This window comes from Acidimicrobiales bacterium (assembly GCA_040219515.1).
Classification (GTDB): Bacteria; Actinomycetota; Acidimicrobiia; order Acidimicrobiales; family Aldehydirespiratoraceae; genus JAJRXC01.
The window spans coordinates 202,102-224,736 of record JAVJSI010000010.1 but is presented as its reverse complement, the minus strand read 5'-3'; the positions used below and the strand labels follow the sequence as shown (position 1 = coordinate 224,736).

Below are 22,635 nucleotides of genomic sequence, written 5' to 3'. Positions count from 1 at the left end.
CGGCTCAGACGTCGAGCCGGGTGAGGTCGTCGTAGGTCTCGCGACGAACCACGAGGCGGGCGTCGCCGTGGGCCGCGAAGACCACCGGCGGACGCAGCACCTTGTTGTAGTTGGAGCCCATGGAGTGACCGTAGGCCCCGGTGACCGCAGTGCCCAGGATGTCGCCCACCTCGAGGTCGTCGGGCAACGACGCGTCGCGGACCAACACATCGCCGGACTCGCAGTGTTTGCCGACGATCGTGGCGGTGGCGGGTCGATCGGCGCCGACCGATCGGGGCAGGAACGCCTCGTAGCCGGAGCCGTAGAGCACCGGGCGGGGGTTGTCGCTCATCCCGCCGTCGACCGACACATAGGTGCGGATGCCGGGGATCGTCTTGATCGTGCCGACCTCGTAGAGGGTGACCGCAGCTGCGGCGGCGATGCATCGACCGGGCTCGGCCGAGACCCGGGCCGTGACGCCGGCGGCCGCGCACGCGTCGAGCACGGCCGTGCCCCATTCGGTGATCGACGGCGCCCGTTCGTCGGCCACGTACGGCACGCCGAGGCCACCGCCCACCGAGATCTCGGCCAGGTCGTAGGGCGCCGCGACATCGGCGATGACGGCCGCGGCCTTGGCGAAGGACGAGACGACGAAGACCTGACTGCCGATGTGGGCGTGGACCCCGACCAACTCGACGGAGTCGGCGTTGCGGGCCCGCTCGATCGCCGCGGCGGCCGCACCCGAGGACACGGTGAAACCGAACTTCGAATCGTCGTGGCCGGTCGAGATGTAGTCGTGGGTCTCGGCCTTGATGCCGGGCGTCAACCGCAGGAGCACCTTCGGGGCCGCACCGGTTTCGCCCGCGAGCGCATCGAGCCGGTCGAGCTCGTCGAACGAATCGACCACGACACGACCCACGCCGGCCTGACGGGCCATGCGCAGCTCGGCCATCGACTTGTTGTTCCCGTGGAGCACCAGGCGGTCGGCCGGCACCCCCGCCCGGAGGGCCACCTGGAGTTCGCCGCCGGTGGCAACGTCGAGGTGCATCCCCTCTTCGTGGGCGAGGCGAGCCATCGCCGTGCACAGGAAGGCCTTGGTTGCGTACGCCACGCCGTCACCGAAGACGGCGACGGCCTCACGGCACCGATCGCGCAGGTGCTGCTCGTCGTAGACGAACAGTGGGGTGCCGAACTCGGCCGCGAGGTCGATCAGGTCGCATCCGCCGATGCGCAGTCGGCCGCCGACGACCTCGGCGGAGTCGGGCAGGAGGCGGAACGGGAACGGCTGCATCAGCGCTACATCGACTCCGGTGCCGAGACACCGAGAAGGTCGAGCGCGATGCGCAGCCCGATCTGCGAGGCCGCCACGAGCGCCAGTCGGGCCTGGGTGAGTTCGTCGCTGACACCATCGCCCATGACGTAGCAGTCGTGGTAGAAGCCGTGCAGCGCCGCGGCCTGCTCGCGCGACCAACCGGCGATGCGATGCGGAGCATCGTCGAGACACGCGATCTCGACGATGTCGGGGAGTTGTTGCAGCGAGCGCAACACCTCGAGTTCGCGCTCGTGGGTGAGCAACGAGAGGTCGACCTCGGCGAGCGGGCGGCGAGCCACACCGGCCTCCGCCGTCTTCGTCATGATCGAGCAGATACGGGCATGGGCGTATTGCACATAGAAGACCGGGTTCTCCATGCCCTGGGTGGCGACCTCGTCGAGATCGAACGTCTGGCGCGAATCGACCGACTGCATGAGGTAGGTGAATCGAGCGGCGTCGGCTCCGACCTCGCCGACCACGTCGTCGATGCTGACGAACTCGCCGCTGCGACCCGACATCGCAACCTCCTCGCCGCCGCGCTTCAGGTCGACCATCTGGGTGATGGCGATGTGGAGTTCCTCGGGGTCATGACCGAGGAGGTACATGGCCGCCTTCATCCTGGGGACATAGCCGTGGTGGTCGGCCCCCCACACGTTGAACAGACGATCGGAGCGCAGGAACTTGTCGCGGTGATAGGCGATGTCGGGCGTGAGATAGGTGAGGTCGCCGTCGGACTTGATCAGCACCCTGTCCTTGTCGTCGCCCTGGTCCGTGCTGCGCAGCCAGGTGGCGCCCTCGGCCTCGTACACCGCGTCGTGGGCACGGAGATCGGCCAGGGTCTCGTCGATCGCGCCCGAGGCCACCATCGACCTCTCACTGAACCAGACATCGTGATGGATGGCGAGCGATTCGAGAGTGGCGCGATGGCTGGCCAGCGCCCGCTCGTAGCCCCACTCGAGCGGGTCGGCGTCGGCCGGCATCTCGGCGGCCCATTCGATCAGGTACTCGCCCTTGTAGCCGTCGTCGGGGGGTTCCTCTCCCCGCTTGCGGGCCGCGAGCGACTCGGCGTACTTCGTCATCTGCACGCCGCGATCGTTGATGTAGTACTCGCGGGTGACGCGATAGCCGCACCGCTCGCGGAGGCGGGCGATCGAATCGCCGTAGCACGCGCCACGACCATGTCCGGCGTGGAGCGGCTTGTTCGGGTTGGCCGAGACGAACTCGACGTTGACGTGGAGTCCCTGGCCGAGATCAGGGCGGGCGAAACCGTCGATTCCGGCCTCGACCACGTCGACCAACACGTCGTGGAGCCAGGTGTCGGCCAAGTGGAAGTTGACGAAGCCGGGCCCGGCGATCTCGATCGCGGTGACATGGGCGGGCGGGCGGTCCCGCAGATGGTCGACCAGTTGCTGCCCGAGTTCGCGTGGGTTGCGGCCCGCGGACTTCGCCGTGGCCAGCGCCACATTGGACGACCAGTCGCCGTGCTCGGGGTTGGCGGGTCGCTCGAGCGAGATCTCGTGAGGGATCGAGTCGACGCCGACCACGGTCAACGCCGTCGCCAGGGCCGACCGAAGGTGTTCGCGAACATCCATGTTGTGCAGAGCCTCGGCCGGGAGAGTGCGAGCGGGAAGGGAGGGGCGAGCGACCGAGCCTACCGTCTCGTCAGACTCCTCAGAGTCGGATCGAGTCGGCCGATGAGTCCAACATGCGTTCTCGCGGACTGATCCTCGCACTCCTGGTTCTCGCCCTCTTCGGCACCGCCTGCGGGGGGGCCGACCCCGCCCCTCCGGCAGCCGATCGCGCCGTCGGCGAGAACGATCCGAACTGGGACGTGGAACAGGCGATCCTGCGCACCGTGCTCATCGAGGCCAACATGCAAGACGGTCTCAGCCGCGACGCCGCCGGCTGCATGGTCGATGCCGTGACCGCCGAGGACGCGTTCACGCTCGCCGAACTCGAGGGTGTGGACATGACCGCACGTGTCGGCTCGGGTGTCAGCAGCGACCTCGCCGCGGCCTTGGCCGATGCCCTGGTCGACTGTGGTCCCAGCCTGCGCGACCACCTCGAAACCGACATTCCTGGCGCCCTCGCCATCCCCGGCACCCATTCGGTCGAGGCCGACTGCGTCACCAACGCCTACGTGGAAGCATGGCGGGAGGCCTACGCGGCGCGTTTCCAGTCCCGGGTCGACACCGATGAGGAGCCCGTGGCCCCCGACGTGAGCGACCGTGTGGTCGGGATCATCGCCGGCTGCGACGCCGGCGGTGCTGTCATTCTCGGCGCGTCCAACGACGGTGACCTCGACACCTTCGCGCTCAGCACGCTCGAGTGGGAGTGCCTCGACTCCCGTATCACCCCCGACGAGTTCCTCCCGGCTTTCCCCTTCCCGGATGAGCCGGGCGACGCGCTCGACCGCATGGGCGGCGGCGTGCTCGCCGATGTCGCGTTCTGCGAAGCATGGGTGAGCGGCGACGACGTCCCCGACGGATCCGCCGACACCGACACCGGCAACGGCAACGGCAACGGCAACGAGAACTTCGACGAACCCGACGACGCGAACAGCTGATCGTCGGTAGTGTGACGGCCTGCCCGCTCGCGGGCATTGCCCTCGTAGCTCAGCGGATAGAGCATCGCCCTCCGGAGGCGTGAGCGCAGGTTCGAGTCCTGCCGAGGGCGCTCAGCGGCCGGTCGTGGCGTGAAACGCGTCGACGAACGGGCCCGGCTTGGCCGTCTTCACCACATCGAAGTCGATCGAGGTGCCGTCGGCGAACGACACCAGCAGCTTGCCGGTGAGCTTGCCGCTCTCGTGGGTGACGCCGGCGACCTGGTCGAGCGGGATCGCGGCGTTGAGTCCCTTCGGTCGGCCGGTCATGGCGCTGTGTCCGAACACCAACAGCCGTCGATCGGTGAGCCCGAGCACCGCCTTGCCCGGCGGGATGTCGATGACGATGCCCTCCTCGGCAGTGGGGGTCTCGTTGGCCCGCTTCTCGCCCGCCTTCTGGCTGACGACCGCGCCGATCACACCGCCGATCGCGCCATAGGCGACCTGGCGGCGGATCGCGCCGGCCGGCTGCACGAAGGTGCCGGCCAGGACGGTCTCGCCCGGTTCGAGGTCGTCGCCACAGCTCTTGGTGATCTTCTTGCCGAAATCGATCATGGGGAGATCGTATGGGTCGTCCGACCTACAGATCGGCGATACCCGGCCGATGGGGTGAGATGGCGCAGCCGACCCATCGCCGCATTCGTCTCGAATGGCCCGACGACACACGCGCCGCGTGGCAACCGGTCAAGCCGGAGTTCGCCGCGGCCGTCAATGCGCTCAGCCTGGGCATGCCCAGCGGCGAGCCCTACGTGATGGCGGCCGTGCGCGATGCCGCCGCCGGCATCGACGACCCCGTTCTCGCCGAGCGGGTGCGGGCCTACCTGGCCCAGGAGGGCGAACACGCCCGCCAGCACCGCCGCTTCAACGACATCCTCATCGCCCAGCACCCGGCGTTGCGCAGGGTCGAACGATGGCTGGCGGCGTCCTACGGATTCCTGCGACGGCGGGCCGGATCCCGTTTCGCCATCGCCTACGCGGCCGGGTTCGAGGCCACCGCGTTCGCCGCCGCCCGGTGGATGGACGCCCATCGCCACGAACTGTTCCGGGGCGCCGACGAGGTTCCGTCGACACTGATCCTCTGGCACCTGGCCGAGGAGGTCGAGCACAAGACCGTGGCCCACGACGTGTGGGCGGCGACCGGCGGGAGCCGTCTGCGCTACGCCGCCGCGATGGCGACCTGCTTCGCGATGCTGGTCTGGTTCATCTTCCTCGGAACGGTGGTGCAGCTCACGGCATGGCGTCGCATCCTGAGCCCGGTCGCCTGGTTCCGGCTCTGGAAGTGGGGCATCGGATTCGCGTTCGAGGTGCTGCCGACGATCGCCATCACCGCGCTGCCGAACCATCACCCGTCGCGCCAGGCCGACCCGTCGTGGATGACCCAGTGGCTCACGGGCTACGACCCGGCGACCGACACGATCCCCGCCTGGAACGCACCGCTAGCGGATGTGTTCGAGCTTGTCGGGATTGAGCACGGAATGGATCGCCCGGATGCCGTCGGGGCCGAGGTCGAAGGCCATCGTCATGAAGATCTCGCCGTCGGCGTAGGCGACGAACCCGGGCCCTCCGTTGACGCGGACGTGGTCCACCCGCACGTCTGAGTTCATGGCGTCGCGTCGGCCGGCGATGCCCTTCGCGAAGAGCGCCACCCGCTGACGGCCGAGAACCGGCCGGCGCGCCGCGTGCTGGTTGGCTCCCCCATCGCTCCACGCCACGACGTCCTCGGCGAGCACGTCGTGCAACCCGTCGAGGTCTCCGGTGATCGCGGCGGCCAGGAAGGAATCCAGCAGGCGCCGCTCCTCGTCGGGCCCCGGGTCGAAGCGGACCGGCCGGTCGGGACCGAGCCGGGCCTTGGCCCGGTGCACGATCTGGCGACAGTTGGTCGGCGAGCGGTCGATGGTGGCGGCCACCTCGTCATAGTCGTGGCCGAACACCTCGCGCAGGAGGAACGCAGCCCGTTCGACCGGGTCGAGGCGCTCGAGCATGACGAGAAAAGCGATCGACAACGACTCGGCCAGCACGGCGTGGTCGGCGGGTTCGTCGATCGACGTCACGATCGGCTCGGGCAGCCACGGGCCGACATAGGCCTCGCGGCGGACCTGGGCCGAGCGGAGCCGATCGATCGCGATCCGGCTCACCACCGTCGTCAGCCAGGCCCGGGGCCGATCGATGGCGGCGCGGTCGGTGCCGTCCCACCGTAGCCACGCCTCCTGCACGGCGTCCTCGGCCTCGGCGACGCCACCGAGCATCCGGTAGGCCACGCCGAAGAGATGGTGACGGTGCTCCTCGAACCGGGCCGAGTGGTCGAGCGCGGTCATACGATCGCCGCCCGCCCGGCGGCGCGACCGCTCGCCACCGACGCATCCACCAGCGTGCCGGTGGGGCCGACCCAGTCGCCGGCGACGAAGCGCCCGGGGGCGCCCGGAACGCTCACCGATGGCCGCGCCACGAGGCCACCACGTGCGGCCGACGGCTGGTCGGTCGCCGCGACGAGGTGAGGGCTGAACGACACGTGGTCGGCCGCATGTCGCCAGCCGGGTCGCACCCGTTCGAGCAGGGCTTCGCATTCGGCGCGGTCACGATCGCGGTCGGGCTCCTCGTCGTTCGGGAGGTAGCGCATCACGTGCACGAGGGTGTGGCCATCGGGCGCCAAGTCTGCCACCGGCGCGTGCACCGAGAGATACGTGGGCGTGTCGATGCCGAGCGCAAACGGGCGCAGACCCGACCAGGGGTCGGGAAAACCGACATCGAGCGACGCCACCGCGGCCGGGCGGGCGTCCTCGGCCCACGTCCGCACATCGGGTACGGCGGCACCGAGTAGCTCCGCCGCGAGTGCCGGTGACCCCGCGACGATCACCCGTCGCGCCCGCAGCTCGCCACCGGTGTGGACGACCACGTGATCGGACCCCTCGGTTCGGACCGAGGTGACCTTCGATCCGGGCCGGATCTCGACGCCCCGGTCGCGGTTCGCTGTCGCCAGTGTGTCGACCATCTGCTGCCATCCGCCGTCGAGGTAGAGGACCCCGCCTCGCAGCGACATCTGGAGTTGGGTCAGGCCGGCGTCGGCGCTCGTTCTCACCGGATCGTTGCCGTAGGTTCCGAGCCGAAAGAGCGCGTGGCCGAGTCGAGCGGCTCGCCCCGAACCCAGCCGTTCGCGGATGAGCGTGTCGACCGACCGGTCGGCGAAGCGGCCCGGACGCATTCGGGGCAGCACCGCGAGCAGCCGCGCCATCCGCAGACGGTCACCCTCGAGCAGACTCGTGCGCAGCAACGAGTGGGCCGACACCGGGAACACACCCTCGAGCTCGCCGTCGACGCCGATCCCTGCGCCCGCGTCAGGCACTCCCCCGGTGGGTTCGCGACCGAGCTCGCGCAGGAACGCCATCGCGGCGCCGTCGACATAGAGCGCGTGGGCCCCCTCGTTCAGCGAGTACCCACTGCGGTGCCGGGTGCGGGCCCGACCGCCGATGTCCCGGCGGGCATCGAGCAGCCTGACCGCGCCGCCGCGCGCCGCTTCGATCGCAGCGCTCAGGCCGGCGATCCCGGCACCGATCACCGCGACGTCGCACCGGTCCTCGTGAGCGTCGTCGTTCATCGTCATCCTCCTCGTCTGATTGCGGCGTGGTGCCGTCGCCCACATGACGAGACAGGTCGCTGGTTCGTGACAGTGGCGACTAGGTTCGGCGTCATGGCCGTCACCGACTCCACCCCCACCGCTCCGGCGAAGAAGGAACGTTGGACCTACCAGTGGAAAGAGCTGTTCGACGAGGTGATCACGAGTGGGCTGTGCACCGGCTGCGCCGGCTGTGTCATCTCGTGCCCCCACGACGTCATCGGCTACGAACACGAACCCGGCGCCTACACCCCGTTCCATCTCGAGGAGGAGCTCGGGCTGGATGATTGCGTCCACGGGCAGAAGGGCTGCACGTCGTGCACCCGGGCCTGCCCCCGGTTCCGGGCGTGGGAACCGGAAGCCGACCTCCACCTCTTCGGCCGCGAGCGCGAGCCCGAGGAGATGGCCGGGGTCTATTCCGACATCCTCCTCACGCGGGCCAGCGACGACTTCGTCTACGACATCGGCCAGGACGGTGGCCTCGTCTCGGCCATCCTCATCTGGTGCCTCGAGAACGACATCGTCGACGGGGCCCTCACATCCGGCGTGGAGAACCTGCCCAACGGCGACCCCGGATGGAAGGCGTTCCCCATGGTCGCCACCAATCGCGATGAGGTGCTCCGGGGCGCCGGCAGTCGCTACACGTATTCGGCCAACACGATGGGCTTCGACGAGGCCATGGAGAAGGGACTCGAACGTCTCGCACTGGTGGGCATGAGCTGTCAGACCTCGGTGGCGCCGGTCATGTGGCATCGCAAGATCGGCAAGGTCTCCAAGCCGATCAAGCTCAACATCGGGCTCCTGTGTTCCAAGTCGTTCGACGATTCGCTCTTCGATGAACTCTTCGAGGTCAAGTACGGCCTGAAGAAGGAGAACATCGCCAAGATGAACATCAAGGGTGTGTTCCAGGTGTGGACCAAGGACGGCGGCTACCACGAGATCAACCTCAAGGAATGCCACGCCTGGACCCGCGAGGGCTGTCACCACTGCCCCGACTTCGCGGCCGAGCACGCCGACATCTCCACGGGTGGGATCGGCGACGCCACCGACTGGACGCTCACGATCGTGCGCACCGAACTCGGTCGGGCGATCATCGACGCAATGGTGAAGGACGGCGTCATCGAGACCCGCCCCGGCGACGACGACCCCGGCGCCATCGCGCTCATGCACAAGCTCGCGCAGAAGAGCCGCGAGCGTTGGCCCGAATGGGCGGCCCCCGCCGCCCGAGTGGGTATCACCGCGAAGGCGTGACCGGGAGCACCACTGGCCCTCGCAGGACGGGATGCGCCTTCCAGACCACGGTCGACTCGTCGATCGTGTAGTCGCCGAACCGCTCGAGGAACGCTCGGAGTCCGATCCGCATCTGCATCCGGGCGAGCGCCGCACCGATGCAGTGGTGAATCCCGTGACCGAACGAGATCGGCCGGGGGTCGTCGCGGTCGAGGCGAAGGGTGTTGGCGTCGGGCCAGCGTCGCGGATCGCGGTTTGCCGCCCCGAGCACCACCATGATCCGCCGTCCGGCTTCGATGGTCTGTCCGCCGACCTCGAAGTCCTCGCGTGCGGCGCGGGGGTCGAGTTGCAGCGGCGCATCCCAGCGCAGGAGCTCCTCGACGGCGTTGGGCCACAAGGCCGGGTCGTCGCGGATCAGCGCGCGCTGGTCCGGAAATCGAGCGAGCGCCACCATCGCGTTGCCGAGCGATCCGCTGGTGGTCTCGTGACCGGCGAACATCAGGAACATCGCCATTGCGATCGTCTCGAAGCGCGACAGGCGGTCGTCGTCGTCCTCCACCGCGACCAGGGCGGAGATCAGGTCGTCTTGCGGCGACACACGCCGTTCCTCGATGAGGTCGTCGAAGAACTGCACGCCCCGGTTCAGGATCGCATCGGTCTCCACCGGATCGAAGTCGGGGAAGGGGTCGAGGTACGCGATGAGGGCGGCCGACAACTCGACGGTGAACGGCCAACGTTCCTCGGGGATCCCGAGCAGCACCGAGATGACGTGGATCGGGAGCGGTGCGTTGAATCCGGCGAAGAGGTCGGGCGCGGGCTGATCAGCGAGATCATCGAGCAGTTGCGCCGCGAGACGTTCGACCTCGGGCTCGATGCGCTCCATCTGCTTCGGCGTGAACGCCCGGCTCACCAACGAGCGCAGCCGCGTGTGGTCGGGCGGGTCGACGAAGAGCAGGAAGTGCCGGAACAGTTCCTTCGAGTTCCGGCTCATCGCCGAATGCGGCTTCACCGCGAGCATCACTTCGCGCTGGGTGGCCACCTCGACGGCAGGTGACGACAGCACCTCGCGAGCCTCGTCGTAGCCCGTCACGAACCACTGCTGGAACCACGGGTTCCAGGCCACCTCACCGTCGGCCCGCATCGGCTCGTAGGACGGGTACGGCCACGGTCGGTGCTCGAGCGCGAAGGAGTTGCCCCAGCGCGTCCGGCCGAACAGCGCTTCGGTCAACCGCGGTCGCCGGACGATGCTGCGCACCACCGGCAGCGAATACCGGTCGCTCGCCCGCACCCTGACCTCGGACGTTCCCGGAACAGCCACGGGGCAAGGCTCCCACATCGCGGCGGTACGCTGCCGAGTCATGGATCTCGAGTTCTGGGTCGACCCCATTTGACCGTGGTGCTGGGTGACGGCCCGTTGGGTCGTCGACGAGGTGGCACCGGCCCGTGACCTGAACATCACGTGGCAGCCCATCAGCCTCAAGCTGAAGAACGCACCCGAGCCCGACAGTTCGTTCTACGAACCCGTGGATCGGACCTACCGCCTCCTGCGGGTCATGGAGTCGGTGCGCGCCACCGAAGGCGAAGATGCCGTGTTTCGCCTCTACTGGGAGTACGGGCGCCGCATCCATCACGACAAGGCGTTGGACTTCGAGGTCGCCGAGGCCCTCGCAGCCGTGGGCCTTCCCGCCTCTCACGCCGTCGCCTTCGACACCGACGAATTCGATACCGAGATCCAGCGGCGTCACGATGCGGGTCTCGCCCTCACCGGCGACGACGTCGGCACCCCGATCATCGCGTTCGACGATCGCGACGGGGTCAAGCGGGGCTACTTCGGCCCGGTCATCACGAAGGTGCCGAACACCGAGGACTCCCTTGCGATGTGGGATGCGCTGGTGGCGATGATGAACGTCGACGGCTTCTGGGAACTGAAGCGCACGCGCACCGAAGGGCCGTCGGTCGGCGAACGTCCCTGACCTACGGAACGACTCAGACGAGCGGATCGAGCACTGAGAGGGCGCGGGCCACGTCCTCGGTCGAGTTGTAGTGCACGACCGACAGCCGGACGACGCCATCGTCGGGATCGAGCCCGAGCGCGGTGACCAGGCGATGGGCATAGAAGTGGCCGTGCCCACACGAGACCCCGGCGGCGATCAGCGCGTCGTAGACGGCGGCCGATGAGTGACGTTCGCTGGCGAACGCGATCGTGGGGGCCCGCACTGCGGCGTCGGCCTCGGTTGCGCCGATCACCCGCACCCCGTCCCGCTGAGCGAGCAGGCCGAGGAGCGGCGCGATGATCTCGGTCTCGTGCTCGCGGAACCGTCGACCCACGTCGCCGATGCGGGCGAGCGGGTCCATGGCTTCCCCACCGTGATGGGCGTGGACCGCGTCGTAGTAGTCGACGATGCCGGCCGAGGCGCCGATCACGGCGTGATCGGGGCCTGCGGGGGTCACGCGGGTCGAGAGTTTCGCTTCGTTGAAGAAGTGGCCCTGGTGCGCGAGCTGCGGCAGCAGCGCGCGGTCCACGTACATGAGACCGAGATGAGGGCCGTAGGTCTTGTAGCCGCTGTAGAGGTAGACATCGCAGCCGAGCGCACCGACGTCGACGCCGCCGTGCGGTGCGTAGGACACCCCATCGACCACCAGGTGTCCGCCGACGGCGTGCACCTTGTCGGCGACCTCGCGCACGGGGTTGATGGTCGCCGCGACGTTGGAGGCGTGGGTCATCGTCACGAGTCGGGTCCGCTCGGTGATCAGCGAGTCGAGCATCGCGGGGTCGAGCAGGCCGGTGGCCGGGTCGACGGTCCAGTCGCGCACGACGATGCCGGTGGCGGCCAGTCGTCGCCAGACGCCCGAGTTCGCCTCGTGATCCTGCTCGGTCACGACGATCTCGTCGCCCTCGTCCCACATCGGTCGCATCGCGTGCGCGAGGACGTAGGTGTTCTGACTCGTCGAGGGACCGAAGTGGACCTCGTCGGGCTGGGCGGCGAACGTCGACGCCATCGCCGTGCGGGCCCGGTCCATCGCCGCGGTGGCGACCTGCGACGGACCGAACGCCCAGGACGGCTGCACCTTGGCCGTGGAGAACAGCGAGGTCAACAGATCGATGACCTGACCGGCGGCGTAGCTCCCACCGGCGTTCTCGAGATGCGCCCACCGGCTCGTCTCGGGGTCGGCGAAGGCCGGGAACTGGGATCGGACGAACTCGAGATCGAGCGCCATCACCGGTGACCGGGGTTCAGGTGGCGAGATGGGTGGCGGCGCAGGCGACGATGATGGCGCTCACGTTGGGCGGTATCGCAGTCGGCTCGCTGCCCAGATCGCTGTTGACGGCGACGAAGCCGTCGAAGTCGTCGTCGTATTCCTCGCGCAGATCGTCGTAGCTGCACTGGCAGTACGCCTCGAGCGCATCGGCGTCGGCGGTGGCGCCGTCGTCGGCCTCGGCGCAGGCCCGAAGGAAGTTCTCTTCGATCTTGCCGGTTTCGTCGGCCTGTTCCCAGGTGTTGGGGTCGCTGCTCGAGCTACAGCCCGCACCGACGAGTGCCAACACGATCACACCCGCGGCAGCCGCGGAACGGAGATTCTTTCGAAGAGCCATGCGACGCCGACCTTATCGGCCCCGGGTCAGCCAGCGGTGCCGAAGATGGTGGCGAGGTGCCGATCGCCCGTCGCCCGGTACACGGCCAGATCGAACACGTCGCCCTTGGGCGTGTCGACCATCGGGCCGCTCACCGGCTTCAGCTGCAACGCCGACAGCAGATCGCGGACCCCACGCAGGTCCAGTCCGCCATCGCGCCGGTACGCCTCGTCCTGATCCGAACGCGCCGTGGCCGCCGCGGCAGCCATGCCGTCGAGGAGGGCGAGTTCGTCGGTGAGGTCGAGTACGTGCTGGGGGGCCATGTGAAGAGTGTCGTCGGCGACGGGAACCCGGCCAAGAGTCGATCGACCCAACCCGCCGGATTCGGTGCGCACGGCCCAGATTCGCAGGACAAAACCAGGCCATCAGTCCCGGTTTCTCGTGCGTGAACTGGTTCGACCGGCCCCCAACACCCTCGCCCGGGCGAACACCGCATCGAGCATCTCCTCGGTCAGCCGCCCCGTGAAGGTGTTCTGCTGGCTCACGTGGAAGCTGCACAACAGCGTGCGGTCGTCGTCCAACGGCACCTCGACCCCGTGGCCGAACTTCGGTCGGGGCGACACCCCGAGTTCCTGGCACGCAACCTGATAGCCGAACCCACCCAGCACCACGATCACCGTCACGTTCGTGAGCGCCTCGAGTTCGCGCGCCAGAAACGGGCGGCAGGCATCACGCTCGGCGGTCGTCGGCTTGTTGGCCGGGGGCGCGCACTTCACCGGCGAGGTGATCCACGCACCGTCGAGCGCGAGACCGTCATCGAGACCGGTCGACTCGGCTTGCGACGAGTACCCGGCCCGATGAAGAGCGCGGTACAGCCAGTCGCCTGATCGATCACCGGTGAACATCCGACCGGTCCGGTTGGCGCCGTGGGCGGCAGGAGCCAGACCCACGACCAGAAGGTGGGCGGCAGGGTCGCCGAACCCGGGCACCGCCCTGGCCCAGTACGTCTCGTCACGGTAGGCCGCCCGTTTCTCCCGCCCGATCTGCTCACGCCACTCGACCAGCCGCGGACAGGCCCGGCACGCCACCACGTCCTTCTCCAGCTTCGCCAGCAGGCGACGAGACCGATCGGGGTTTCCCATCGTCTGCAGGGTACGTTGGCGATCACGATGGCACGACGAAACGATCCGCCGAAGCCGACCCTCGTGCTCCTGGTTCGCCACGGGCAGACCCCGACCACGGGCGCCTCGTTGCCGGGACGAGCGCCGAATCTGCATCTCGCCGACAAGGGTGTCGCCCAAGCCGAGGCCGTGGCCGCCCGCATCGCGAAACTCGGCTCCGTCGCGGCGATCTACGCATCACCGATGGAGCGCACCCGCGAAACCGCGGCGCCGATCGCGAAAGCCCGCAAGCTCCGGGTTCGCCAGGCGAAGGGTCTCATCGAATGCGATTTCGGTGAGTGGACCGGCGAGAAGCTGGCCAAGCTGCGCAAGCTCCCCGAATGGCGCACGGTGCAGCGCTACCCCAGCGGGTTTCGCTTCCCCGGCGGCGAATCGTTCGCCGAGATGCAGAGCCGTTCGGTCGACGCCGTACACGATCTCGTTGCCGCACACCCGGGCGAAACCATCGTTGGGGTGTCCCACGCCGACGTGATCAAGGCCATCGTCGCGGCAGCCGCCGGCACCCACCTCGACCTGTTCCAGCGCATCGTCGTGTCGCCGTGCTCGATCACGGCCGTGCTCTACACCGCCGAGGGACCAGTCGTCCTCACCGTGAATTCCACCGGCGACGACCTGAGCGGATTGGCCCCGTCATGAGCGAATCGTTCGACTTCCGCGAGCCCGACTTCTTGACCGTCGGCACCCTCGGGCCGAAGGGCCAGCGCGAGTTCTACCTCCAGGCCCGGGCCGAGGGTCGACTCGTGTCCCTCAAGGTCGAGAAGCAGCAGGTGGCCGCCCTCGCCGATTATCTCGACCAGGTGCTCGACGATCTCCCGGCCGCTGAACCCGGGCCCGTTCCCGAAGACCTCGGCCTTCGCGAACCGGTGGTCCCGGCGTTCACCGTCGGCTCGCTCGGTATCGCGTACGCCCAGGACATCGATCGGCTGATCGTGATGGCCGAGGCGGCACCCGAAGGCGACGATGACGACGACCTCTCACAGGCTCGCTTCTCGCTGTCACGGGCGCAGGTCTTCGGATTGATCGAGCGGGCACGCGATCTCGTCGCCGCCGGCCGGCCGCCGTGTCCCTTTTGCAGCCGTCCCCTCGAGCCCCGCAATCGCGACTGGTGTCCGTGTCACAACTGAGTCCCTTCCGCGACCGTCCGCCGATCGCGACCGCCCGAGCACTCGATCTACTCCGGCACGGCACGCTCGACACGCTCGGCCGCATGCCCTATTCGTCGAACGCGACGTTCCTGATGGACGTGGAACACGACGGCCTCCGTGCGCAGGCGATCTACAAACCGCATCGCGGCGAGCGACCGTTGTGGGATTTCCCCAGTGGGCTCTACCAGCGCGAGGTGGCGGCATTCCTCGTCGCCGACGATCTGGGGTGGGACGTGGTGCCGCCCACCGTGGTACGCGAGGATGCCCCGCTCGACATCGGATCACTCCAGCTCTTCATGCCGGCGGCGTTCGAGGAGCACTACTTCACGATCCACGAGCAAAGTGACGAGCACGATGACGAGTTCCGCCGGATCTGCGCCCTCGACATCGTGATCAACAACACCGACCGGAAGTCGGGCCACTGTCTGCTCGGCAACGACGGCTCCATCTGGGCCATCGACCACGGCGTCGCGTTCCACCAACAGTTCAAGCTCCGCACGGTGCTCTGGGACTTCGAGGACGAGCCACTCCCCGATGACGTCCAGGAGACACTCTGGCGATTTCTCGAGCGCGGCCTCTCCGCCGCCGTCACCGAGTTGCTCGACCCGTTCGAGCGGGATGCGCTGCTCGCTCGCACCACTGCGCTCGCCACAGCAGGCCGGTTTCCGCGTGACGATTCCGGGGGGCACCGCTACCCCTGGCCCCTGGTCTGACGGCGTAACCAGCCGTTTGCCCGCCGTTCATCACGGCTTGGCGTTTTCTCGTCACCCTTCGTGTTCAACAGGTGTGGATGAACCTGTGGATAACTTCCGAAGGGTCGTTCGGGCTGGGGACAAGCTGCCGCTCGGGCCAGATTTTGGGGCGATTTCGAAGAAATTCCGAAATAACCCTCGTTTGCCCAGCATGGAAAAATCATCTGTGCTATGTTGGTTGTTAACGCATCGCCTCACCGGATCACCCGGTCGAGGCGATTTCTCGTTTTGTCCTCCCTGACATCGGTCCAGGGATACAACGAGAAAGGCCCCAGGGCGAACCCCGGGGCCTCTCCTCTGTACGTCGGTGTGTCAAGAGTGACGAAGGGTCAGCCCTTCGCCTTGAGTGCATCGATCAACTTCGGCAGCACCTTGTGGACGTCGCCCACGACGCCGAGGTCGGCGACCGCGAAGATCGGCGCCTCCGGATCCTTGTTGATCGCGATGATGTTCTTCGAGCCCTTCATGCCGACCAGATGCTGGGTGGCGCCCGAGATGCCGGCGGCGATGTAGACGGTCGGCTTGACGACCTTGCCGGTCTGGCCCACCTGCATCGAATAGGGCACCCATCCGGCATCGACGATCGCACGGCTGGCACCGGCGGCGCCGCCGACGGTCTTGGCCAGATCCTCGATCATGGCGAAGGCATCCTTCTCGCCGAGGCCACGACCACCAGAGACCACGATGGTCGCCTCGTCGATCTTCGGGCCGTCGGATTCCTCGACGAATCGATCGGTGACCTTGGCCGAACCCATCGCGCCGAGATCCGGCACGTCGAGGTCCTCGACGTCGGCTTCGGCCCCGCCCACGGAAGCAGCCGCGAACGACTTGGGGCGCACGAGGAAGATGCCGGGCTTGCCGGAGGTGTTCTTGGTCTTCACGTCGACCGTGCCACCGAAGATCGGCTCGTTGCCGAGCAGGCTGTCACCGTCGAGCTCGAGGCCGACCACGTTGGTGATGACCGGTGCGTCGAGCTTGACCGACAGGCGGGCGGCGACGTCGCGACCGTCCTGGGTGGTGCCGAGCATGAATGCGGATGGCCCATCGCCCTCGGCGACGACGGCAGCGACCGCGGACGCCACGGCGACGCCCTGCATGCCGCCGTCGAGATCACCGGTGGCGTAGACGGTTTCGGCGCCATGATCGCCGAGCTCTTCGGCGAAGTCGTCGCCGTCGCCCGCCATGAACACCTCGACGGTGTCGGCGAGTTCGCGAGCCTTGGCCAGCATTTCCAGGGTGATGGTGGCGACGGCATCGCCGTCGGCGTTGGATTCGCCGAACACCCAGATCTTGTCGAGTCCCATGTCAGCCTTCCTCAGAGAACCTTGAGCTCTTCGAGGAAGGAGACGATGCGCTCGTGCGCGTCGCCCTCGTCCTCGATGACTTCACCGGCTTCGCGGGCAGGAGCGTCGGCAACCGACACGATCTCCTGGCCACCGCCGGCCCATCCGACCGCACCGGCATCGATGCCGAGATCCGCGATGCCGACCTCGTCGACGGGCTTGGACTTGGCCGCCATGATCCCCTTGAAGGAGGGGTAGCGGGGCTCGACCACGCCGGCGGTGACGGACACCAGGGCGGGGAGCGGACATTCGACGTCGTCGTAGCCGGCTTCGGTCTGGCGCTGCACTTTGGCGGTGCCGGCGTCGATGGCGATCGACTTGGCGAACGTGACCGACGGGAGACCGAGGAGTTCGGCCACCATCTCGGGGACCGTGCCGGTGTAACCGTCGGACGATTCGGTCGCCGCGAGCACCAGGTCGGGCTCGGAACGGGCGATCGCAGCGGCGAGCACCTTGGCGGTGCCGAGGGCGTCGGTGCCCTTGAGGGCCTCGTCGCTCACCAGGGTCGCGCTCTCGGCGCCCATCGCGAGCGCCGTGCGGAGACCGCCGACCTCGTTGTTCGGGGCCATCGAGACGAGGTGAACGGAACCTTCACCTGCGGTATCGACGAGCTGGAGGGCCATTTCGACCCCGTAACTGTCCGACTCGTCGAGGATGAGCTTGGTGTCCCGCTTGAGCGTCTTGCTCTCGGGATCAAGCGCACCAGGATCAGCCGGGTCCGGGATCTGCTTTACACAGACGACAACCTTCATAGCTGAGGAGTCTGCCAGCGGGACCGGCGAATGCCTATTCGGGCGCACCAGATAGTTCCCGATACTTCGAGGGCGCTTATAGGTTGAAGTTCTTGCGCATTCTCTTCGTGGTGAACTCGGTGGCGTCGTCGGTCACCGCCCGTCGCCGGGTGGTGATCCACAAGGCACTGTCCGCGGACCACGACGTCACGCTGGCCGAGACGAGCCGCCGGGGCCACGCCACCCGGCTGGCCCAGAGCGCGGCCCGCGAGAACTACGACCTCGTCGTCGTGCTCGGCGGCGACGGCACGCTCAACGAGGCGGCCAACGGGCTGGCCGGGTCCGCGACGGCCCTCGCCACCCTGCCGGGTGGTTCGACCAACGTCTTCGCCCGCATCCTCGGGCTCCCCGACGATTCCGTCGATGCCGCCGGCGTCCTCCTCGAGGCCATCGATGCCGGCTCGATACGACGGATCGGGCTCGGCTCGGTCGAAGGCCGCTACTTCCTTTTCCACTGCGGCATCGGCTTCGACGCCGCCGTCGTCGAGCAGGTCGAGCGGCGCGGGCCATGGAAGCGCTGGGCCGGCCATCCCCTGTTCGTCTACTGCGCGATCGACACCTGGTTGCGCCGAACCGATCGCTCGCGTCCGCCGCTGCGGGTGCTCGACGGACAGGGCACCGAGCTCACCCACGGCTACTTCACGATCGTGATGAACGCGAACCCCTACACGTTCCTCGGCAACCGACCGTTCGATCTGGTCCCCGACCTGACGCTCGACGACCCGTTGGCCGTGGTCACCCTCGAGGAGATCCGGTTGCGCAGTCTGCTGCCGGTCGCCGCCGCCGCCATGGGTCCCGGCGATGTGCGCAAGAAGCGCGATCTGGACATCCGCACCGACGTCCGCTCGCTCGTCGTCGAGTCCGACCCGCCCGCCCCGTACCAGGTCGACGGCGATCATCTCGGGGCGAGCAAGCGGCTGCGTTTCACCTGGACACCCGCCCATCTGGCCCTGGTGATCCCCCTCGCCGGCGACATCGGCGCCGTCGCCGGCCGTTAGCCCTCGACCATCCGGCGGGCGACGTCGGGGACGTTGGTGCAGATGCCGTCGACCCCGATCTCGATCAGGGTGGCCATCCGGTCCGGATCATCGACGGTCCACACGTTGACCCGAAGCCCTTCCTCGTGGGCCCGCCGGACCATCGCCCGGTCGACGAGATTGTCGAACGGGTGAATCGCCGCCATCTCGTGGGCCACGGCCCGAGCGACAACACTCGCGGGATCGGTCATCTGGAAGAACAGCCAGGCACACGGCAGTGACGGGTCGACCCGATGCATGCGGTCGACGCTGTCCATGTTGAACGACGAGATCAGGGTCCGCTCAGGGCCGAGATAGGCCTGGGCCAGACCCGCGACCGCATCGACCACCGCGTGATCCGCGTCGTAGTCGGGCTCGTCGGGCAGGTTCTTGATCTCGATGTTGACGCCCATCCCGTCGCAGGCCTCGAGCGCTTCGGCCAACGACGCGATGCCGCCGGGCATCTCGTCGAGGGTGAGATCGGCGAGCATCCTGCCGTCGGACAGGTGCGCGTCGTGGTGCACCACCACCACTCCGTCGGCGGAGAGACGGGCGTCGAGTTCGACCCAATCGGCCCCCATCTCGCGGGCAAGCCGAAACGCCTCGACGGTGTTCTCGGGAGCCGCTGCGCTGGCGCCCCGGTGGGCTATCACGTTCGTCACATCCAGAGTCTCGCAGGCGCACGGTCACATCGTGGAGTGACCGGTCGAAACCCGCCGCCGGGAGACCCGAAAGAAAATCAGAACTGGTTTCAAGAAACCCTTGCGCAAAAGGAGAACCGGTTCCTATTATCAGGGCGGCCCTTGGGGACGGGGGCCGATCACGGCCGGGATTTCCACCCGGACCACCGACTACCTGGGGGAAATGTGGCACTGACCGCCGACGCATTCGAGACAGCTGCCGAATGGCAGGACAAGGCCGCGTGCAGAGACACCGACCCGGCGCTCTTCTTTCCCATCGGCACCACCGGTCTCGCCGTCGACCAGATCGCCTCGGCCAAAGAGGTCTGCCTGACCTGCATGAGCCGCGATGCCTGCCTCGAGTTCGCCCTCACCACCAATCAGGACACCGGCGTCTGGGGCGGAACCTCCGAAGAGGAGCGTCGAGTCATCCGCCGCCGTATGCGCGCCGCCTCCGGTCGCCCCTAGCCGATCGGTAGCCCCGGCCCCCGCCGAGGCACCCGGATCTCCACCACAGTGCCGAAAGGCGGCGTCGGCGTGGCCCTCGCCAGGCTGATCGACCCGCCGAGATCGTGCACGACGAACGTGCGCACGATGGTCAGGCCCAGCTGCGCGTCGCGATCGAGGGCAAAGCCGTCGGGCACCCCGCGGCCGGCATCCTCGACGCGGATCTCCAACTCCTTGGCGGTGGCCGCGAAGCGCACCGTCACGTCGCCCGCCCCGTCGCCCGAATGATCGATCGCGTTCTGGACGAGCTCGGTCAGGACCACTGCGAGCGGCATCGCGACATCGCCGGCAAGCTCCCCCAGACTGCCCTCGATCTGCACCCGTACCGGTCGCTCCACCGATCCGAGACCTTCCTCGACCATGCCGATCACCCGGCGGACGACCGCATCGAAGTCGACGACATCGGCGGTCTCCACCGACAGCGTCTCGTGGACGATGGCGATCGATCCGATCCGCCGAGCCGACTGCTCGATGGCGGCCCGGGCCTCGTCGGAATCGAGCCGACGGGACTGCAGGCGCAGGAGCGATTGGATGGTCTGGAGGTTGTTCTTCACTCGATGGTGGATCTCACGGATCGTCGCGTCCTTCGAGACCAGCAACTTGTCGCGGCTGCGGAGTTCCGAGATGTCGCGTAGCAACAGCACGGCGCCGCTGACCCGTCCGTCCTCGAGCAGCGGATGGCAGCGAGCGATGACCGCCACCGTGTCGCCCCGCTCGAGTTCCTCGACCGTGCTGCGGCGGGACGCGAACGCCCGGCGGACCGGCCGATCATCGGCGCCGATCTCGCCCAGCACCTGACCGATCACATTGGCCGTGACCCCGAGTCGACGGAGAGCCGACACCGCATTGGGCGACGCGTACTCGACCCGCTGTTGGCGGTCGAGGATCACGATGCCGTCACCCACCCGCGGTTCACGAAACTCACCGACCCGTTCCGAGAGGTGCAGCGGGAATTCACCGGCCGCCACCATCGCCGCGAATCGTTCCCAGGCCTCGCGATAGCGGCGTTCGATCGCGCTCGGTTGGCGCAGCTGGCGGGGATCGAACTCGCGGGCGAGCACGGCGATCGCCTCTCCGCCGCTCATGACCGGGATGTAGTCCACGGTCAGCCGATTGCCGATACCGCCGACGTCCTCTTCGACGAGGGGGTCATCGCCCATCGGCGCGACGGCACCGTCGGGTCGGGGGACGAGTCCCTCGGCCCGTCGGCGATCCAGCAACGCCCGAGCCAGCAGGGGTCGCGTCGCGGTGGAGACGACCATGCCGATCGGATCGGTCTGGTACACGGTCGCACCGGTGACCGGTCTCGTGTGGCCGAGAACGACGAAGGCCGAGGCCTCCTCGTCGGTCGCCGCGTAGAGCAGGAGATCCGATGACGACAGGTCGCTCAGCAGCGACCATGCACTGACCAGACGCTGAAGATTCTCGATCGAACCGTGGGGCAGCGACGTGTGGTCGCGGGCGAGCTCTGCCAGTCCGGCCATGACCTTGGTGACCGACGACGTCGCCCCGGGTCAGCCGAAGCCGATGGGGCTGCCGCCCTCCGGACCGATCTCGACGAAGGCGAGCTTCGCGGACGGAATGCCGACCTCGCCGCCCTTCTCGTCGGTCAGCCACAGGGTGGATGACGAGCCGCTCAGCGCGGACTCGATCTCTGCCCTCACGGCTGCCCGATCAGCGTCGTCGGGCAGGCGGACGCCGATCTCACGGGGATGGTCGGTGACACCGATACGGACGTCCACAGCAGGCTCTTTCTCTCGGAATTCGGATCAGTTGATCTTGAGTTCGGGGTGGGTGCGCTTCGACGGCTTGTGCGCTTCGATCCACTCTGCCATCTCGACGAACACCAGCGACGACTCGTTGGTCGGATCGACCGCCATGACCGGCTCACCCTGATCGGAGCCTTCGCGCAGCGCGATGGTCATCGGCACCTGGCCGATGAGGTCGACCTCGAGGCGGTTGGCGAGTTCGGCACCGCCGCCCGCGCCGAACAGGTAGTAGCGCTTGTCGTCGTCGCCGGTGAACCAGGACATGTTCTCGATGACGCCCTTCACCTCGATGTTGACCTGATCGAACATGAAGGCGGACCGCTGGGCCACCCGCTGGGCCGCCGGGTTGGGCGTGGTGACCACATAGGCCTCGGCCGTCGGGAGGAACTGGGCCAGCGACAACGAGATGTCGCCGGTGCCGGGCGGCAGGTCGACGAGCAGGAAGTCGGGGTCGTCCCAGAAGACGTCGGTGAGGAACTGCTCGAGCGCCTTGTGGAGCATGGGTCCACGCCAGATGACCGGCTGATCCTCCTTGGCGAAGAACCCCATCGAGATGCAGCGCACGCCGTGGGTCTCGGGCGGGATGATCATGTCGTCGATGACGGTGGGAGCATGGGCCACACCCAGCATGCGCGGGATCGAGAAGCCCCACACGTCGGCGTCGACCACGGCGACCTTGTGCCCACGCTGGGCCAGGGCGATGCCGAGGTTGGCGGTGACCGAAGATTTGCCCACGCCGCCCTTGCCCGAGGCGATGAGCAGGGTTCGGGTGCGGTTGCCGGCCTGTGCGAATGGAATCGCCCGACCTTCGGCGTGACCGTGAGCAGGTTGTGAACCAGCCGTCGCGGCCGGGTCGCCGTGGAGCATCTCGCGCACCGCGGCGCGCTGCTCGTCGGACATGACACCGAAGTCGATCGTGACGAGGTTCACACCGTCGAGCGCGGTGACGGCATCGGTGACGGTCGTCTGGATCTCGTTGCGCAGCGGACACCCGGCAATGGTGAGATCGATGCCGATCTCGACGTGGGCGCCGTCGATCGTGGTGGACCGCACCATGCCCAGGTCCACGATGCTGCGATGGAGCTCCGGATCCTGCACGGGGCGCAGCGCGTCGATGAGCTCGGCCTCGGTGACGGTCATGCCG

At 68.0% G+C, this 22,635-nt stretch carries 24 protein-coding genes, 1 tRNA gene and 1 pseudogene; 10 read left to right on the top strand and 16 right to left on the bottom strand.

Annotation, left to right across the window (positions count from 1 at the left end; genetic code table 11):
- Positions 1-4 precede the first annotated feature (4 nt).
- On the bottom strand, positions 5-1,270 hold the full coding sequence (gene lysA, locus RIB98_09525) for a diaminopimelate decarboxylase (GenBank protein ID MEQ8841210.1): 1,266 nt from the start codon (positions 1,268-1,270) through the stop codon (positions 5-7).
- 5 nt (positions 1,271-1,275) lie between these two features.
- Positions 1,276-2,883 carry an arginine--tRNA ligase gene (locus RIB98_09520; GenBank protein ID MEQ8841209.1) on the bottom strand — a complete coding sequence of 536 codons (1,608 nt, stop codon included), beginning with the start codon at positions 2,881-2,883 and terminating at the stop codon, positions 1,276-1,278.
- A gap of 113 nt (positions 2,884-2,996) precedes the next feature.
- Here RIB98_09520 and RIB98_09515 point away from each other — a divergent pair, with 113 nt between their 5' ends.
- Both RIB98_09515 and RIB98_09510 read left to right on the top strand, forming a co-directional pair.
- Positions 2,997-3,857, top strand: a complete 861-nt coding sequence (locus tag RIB98_09515; GenBank protein MEQ8841208.1) for a hypothetical protein — start codon at positions 2,997-2,999, stop codon at positions 3,855-3,857.
- A gap of 38 nt (positions 3,858-3,895) precedes the next feature.
- A tRNA-Arg gene (locus RIB98_09510) sits at positions 3,896-3,967 on the top strand.
- A gap of 1 nt (position 3,968) precedes the next feature.
- Here RIB98_09510 and RIB98_09505 read toward each other — a convergent pair.
- Complete coding sequence (locus RIB98_09505) at positions 3,969-4,448, bottom strand: hypothetical protein (protein ID MEQ8841207.1); 480 nt, start codon at positions 4,446-4,448, stop codon at positions 3,969-3,971.
- Positions 4,449-4,459: 11 nt separating this feature from the next.
- On the opposite strand from RIB98_09505, the pseudogene RIB98_09500 reads away from it, so the two are divergent.
- Positions 4,460-5,239: pseudogene (locus RIB98_09500) on the top strand (metal-dependent hydrolase).
- A gap of 90 nt (positions 5,240-5,329) precedes the next feature.
- On the opposite strand, the gene RIB98_09495 reads toward RIB98_09500, so the two are convergent.
- Positions 5,330-6,208 (bottom strand): RNA polymerase sigma-70 factor, encoded by an 879-nt coding sequence (locus RIB98_09495; protein MEQ8841206.1) that lies wholly within the window; start codon positions 6,206-6,208, stop codon positions 5,330-5,332.
- The gene (locus RIB98_09490) at positions 6,205-7,485 is read right to left on the bottom strand and encodes an FAD-dependent oxidoreductase (protein MEQ8841205.1); all 1,281 of its coding nucleotides are present in this window, start codon (positions 7,483-7,485) and stop codon (positions 6,205-6,207) included. Before RIB98_09490 ends, RIB98_09495 begins: the two co-directional genes overlap by 4 nt.
- A gap of 93 nt (positions 7,486-7,578) precedes the next feature.
- Here RIB98_09490 and RIB98_09485 point away from each other — a divergent pair, with 93 nt between their 5' ends.
- Positions 7,579-8,754: a Coenzyme F420 hydrogenase/dehydrogenase, beta subunit C-terminal domain gene (locus tag RIB98_09485; protein MEQ8841204.1), complete on the top strand. Its 1,176-nt coding sequence runs from the start codon at positions 7,579-7,581 to the stop codon at positions 8,752-8,754.
- Here RIB98_09485 and RIB98_09480 read toward each other — a convergent pair.
- Positions 8,738-10,051: a cytochrome P450 gene (locus RIB98_09480; GenBank protein ID MEQ8841203.1), complete on the bottom strand. Its 1,314-nt coding sequence runs from the start codon at positions 10,049-10,051 to the stop codon at positions 8,738-8,740. The genes RIB98_09485 and RIB98_09480 overlap by 17 nt on opposite strands.
- Before the next feature lie 85 nt (positions 10,052-10,136).
- On the opposite strand from RIB98_09480, the gene RIB98_09475 reads away from it, so the two are divergent.
- Positions 10,137-10,706: a hypothetical protein gene (locus tag RIB98_09475; GenBank protein MEQ8841202.1), complete on the top strand. Its 570-nt coding sequence runs from the start codon at positions 10,137-10,139 to the stop codon at positions 10,704-10,706.
- Positions 10,707-10,719: 13 nt separating this feature from the next.
- On the opposite strand, the gene RIB98_09470 is transcribed toward RIB98_09475, so the two are convergent.
- The 4 genes from RIB98_09470 to RIB98_09455 all read right to left on the bottom strand — a co-directional run bounded on the left by RIB98_09470 (position 10,720) and on the right by RIB98_09455 (position 13,449).
- Positions 10,720-11,952 carry an aminotransferase class V-fold PLP-dependent enzyme gene (locus tag RIB98_09470; GenBank protein MEQ8841201.1) on the bottom strand — a complete coding sequence of 411 codons (1,233 nt, stop codon included), beginning with the start codon at positions 11,950-11,952 and terminating at the stop codon, positions 10,720-10,722.
- Positions 11,953-11,968: 16 nt separating this feature from the next.
- Positions 11,969-12,328 (bottom strand): hypothetical protein, encoded by a 360-nt coding sequence (locus RIB98_09465; protein MEQ8841200.1) that lies wholly within the window; start codon positions 12,326-12,328, stop codon positions 11,969-11,971.
- A 26-nt stretch (positions 12,329-12,354) separates the two neighbouring features.
- Complete coding sequence (locus RIB98_09460; GenBank protein ID MEQ8841199.1) at positions 12,355-12,630, bottom strand: hypothetical protein; 276 nt, start codon at positions 12,628-12,630, stop codon at positions 12,355-12,357.
- Positions 12,631-12,732: 102 nt separating this feature from the next.
- Positions 12,733-13,449 (bottom strand): uracil-DNA glycosylase, encoded by a 717-nt coding sequence (locus RIB98_09455; GenBank protein MEQ8841198.1) that lies wholly within the window; start codon positions 13,447-13,449, stop codon positions 12,733-12,735.
- A 27-nt stretch (positions 13,450-13,476) separates the two neighbouring features.
- Between RIB98_09455 and RIB98_09450 the strand changes: the two genes are divergently transcribed.
- Genes RIB98_09450 through RIB98_09440 form a run of 3 tightly spaced genes read left to right on the top strand, consistent with a single transcriptional unit; the run spans position 13,477 to position 15,346 of the window.
- Positions 13,477-14,124 (top strand): MSMEG_4193 family putative phosphomutase, encoded by a 648-nt coding sequence (locus RIB98_09450; protein ID MEQ8841197.1) that lies wholly within the window; start codon positions 13,477-13,479, stop codon positions 14,122-14,124.
- Entirely contained in the window at positions 14,121-14,612 is a 492-nt protein-coding gene (locus RIB98_09445; GenBank protein ID MEQ8841196.1) for a DUF3090 domain-containing protein, read from the top strand. Before RIB98_09450 ends, RIB98_09445 begins: the two co-directional genes overlap by 4 nt.
- On the top strand, positions 14,600-15,346 hold the full coding sequence (locus RIB98_09440; GenBank protein ID MEQ8841195.1) for an SCO1664 family protein: 747 nt from the start codon (positions 14,600-14,602) through the stop codon (positions 15,344-15,346). The genes RIB98_09445 and RIB98_09440 overlap by 13 nt, the downstream gene beginning before the upstream one ends.
- 368 nt (positions 15,347-15,714) lie before the next feature.
- Here the strand turns inward: RIB98_09440 and RIB98_09435 are convergent, their stop codons facing one another.
- Both RIB98_09435 and RIB98_09430 read right to left on the bottom strand, forming a co-directional pair.
- A complete protein-coding gene (locus RIB98_09435) occupies positions 15,715-16,689 on the bottom strand; it encodes an electron transfer flavoprotein subunit alpha/FixB family protein (protein ID MEQ8841194.1) in 975 nt (324 codons plus the stop codon).
- Between the two features lie 11 nt (positions 16,690-16,700).
- Positions 16,701-17,480 (bottom strand): electron transfer flavoprotein subunit beta/FixA family protein, encoded by a 780-nt coding sequence (locus RIB98_09430; protein ID MEQ8841193.1) that lies wholly within the window; start codon positions 17,478-17,480, stop codon positions 16,701-16,703.
- A 92-nt stretch (positions 17,481-17,572) separates the two neighbouring features.
- Here RIB98_09430 and RIB98_09425 point away from each other — a divergent pair, with 92 nt between their 5' ends.
- Positions 17,573-18,517 (top strand): diacylglycerol kinase family protein, encoded by a 945-nt coding sequence (locus RIB98_09425; protein MEQ8841192.1) that lies wholly within the window; start codon positions 17,573-17,575, stop codon positions 18,515-18,517.
- Here RIB98_09425 and RIB98_09420 read toward each other — a convergent pair.
- Positions 18,514-19,197: a glycerophosphodiester phosphodiesterase gene (locus RIB98_09420; GenBank protein MEQ8841191.1), complete on the bottom strand. Its 684-nt coding sequence runs from the start codon at positions 19,195-19,197 to the stop codon at positions 18,514-18,516. The two genes, RIB98_09425 and RIB98_09420, sit on opposite strands and share 4 nt — an antisense overlap.
- 204 nt (positions 19,198-19,401) lie before the next feature.
- On the opposite strand from RIB98_09420, the gene RIB98_09415 reads away from it, so the two are divergent.
- Positions 19,402-19,683, top strand: a complete 282-nt coding sequence (locus RIB98_09415) for a WhiB family transcriptional regulator (protein MEQ8841190.1) — start codon at positions 19,402-19,404, stop codon at positions 19,681-19,683.
- On the opposite strand, the gene RIB98_09410 is transcribed toward RIB98_09415, so the two are convergent.
- The 3 genes from RIB98_09410 to RIB98_09400 are packed head-to-tail and all read right to left on the bottom strand — an operon-like array spanning position 19,680 to position 22,631.
- Entirely contained in the window at positions 19,680-21,206 is a 1,527-nt protein-coding gene (locus RIB98_09410; protein ID MEQ8841189.1) for a histidine kinase N-terminal domain-containing protein, read from the bottom strand. The genes RIB98_09415 and RIB98_09410 overlap by 4 nt on opposite strands.
- A gap of 30 nt (positions 21,207-21,236) precedes the next feature.
- On the bottom strand, positions 21,237-21,464 hold the full coding sequence (locus RIB98_09405; GenBank protein ID MEQ8841188.1) for a DUF3107 domain-containing protein: 228 nt from the start codon (positions 21,462-21,464) through the stop codon (positions 21,237-21,239).
- Between the two features lie 27 nt (positions 21,465-21,491).
- Positions 21,492-22,631: an Mrp/NBP35 family ATP-binding protein gene (locus tag RIB98_09400; protein MEQ8841187.1), complete on the bottom strand. Its 1,140-nt coding sequence runs from the start codon at positions 22,629-22,631 to the stop codon at positions 21,492-21,494.
- Positions 22,632-22,635 lie beyond the last annotated feature (4 nt).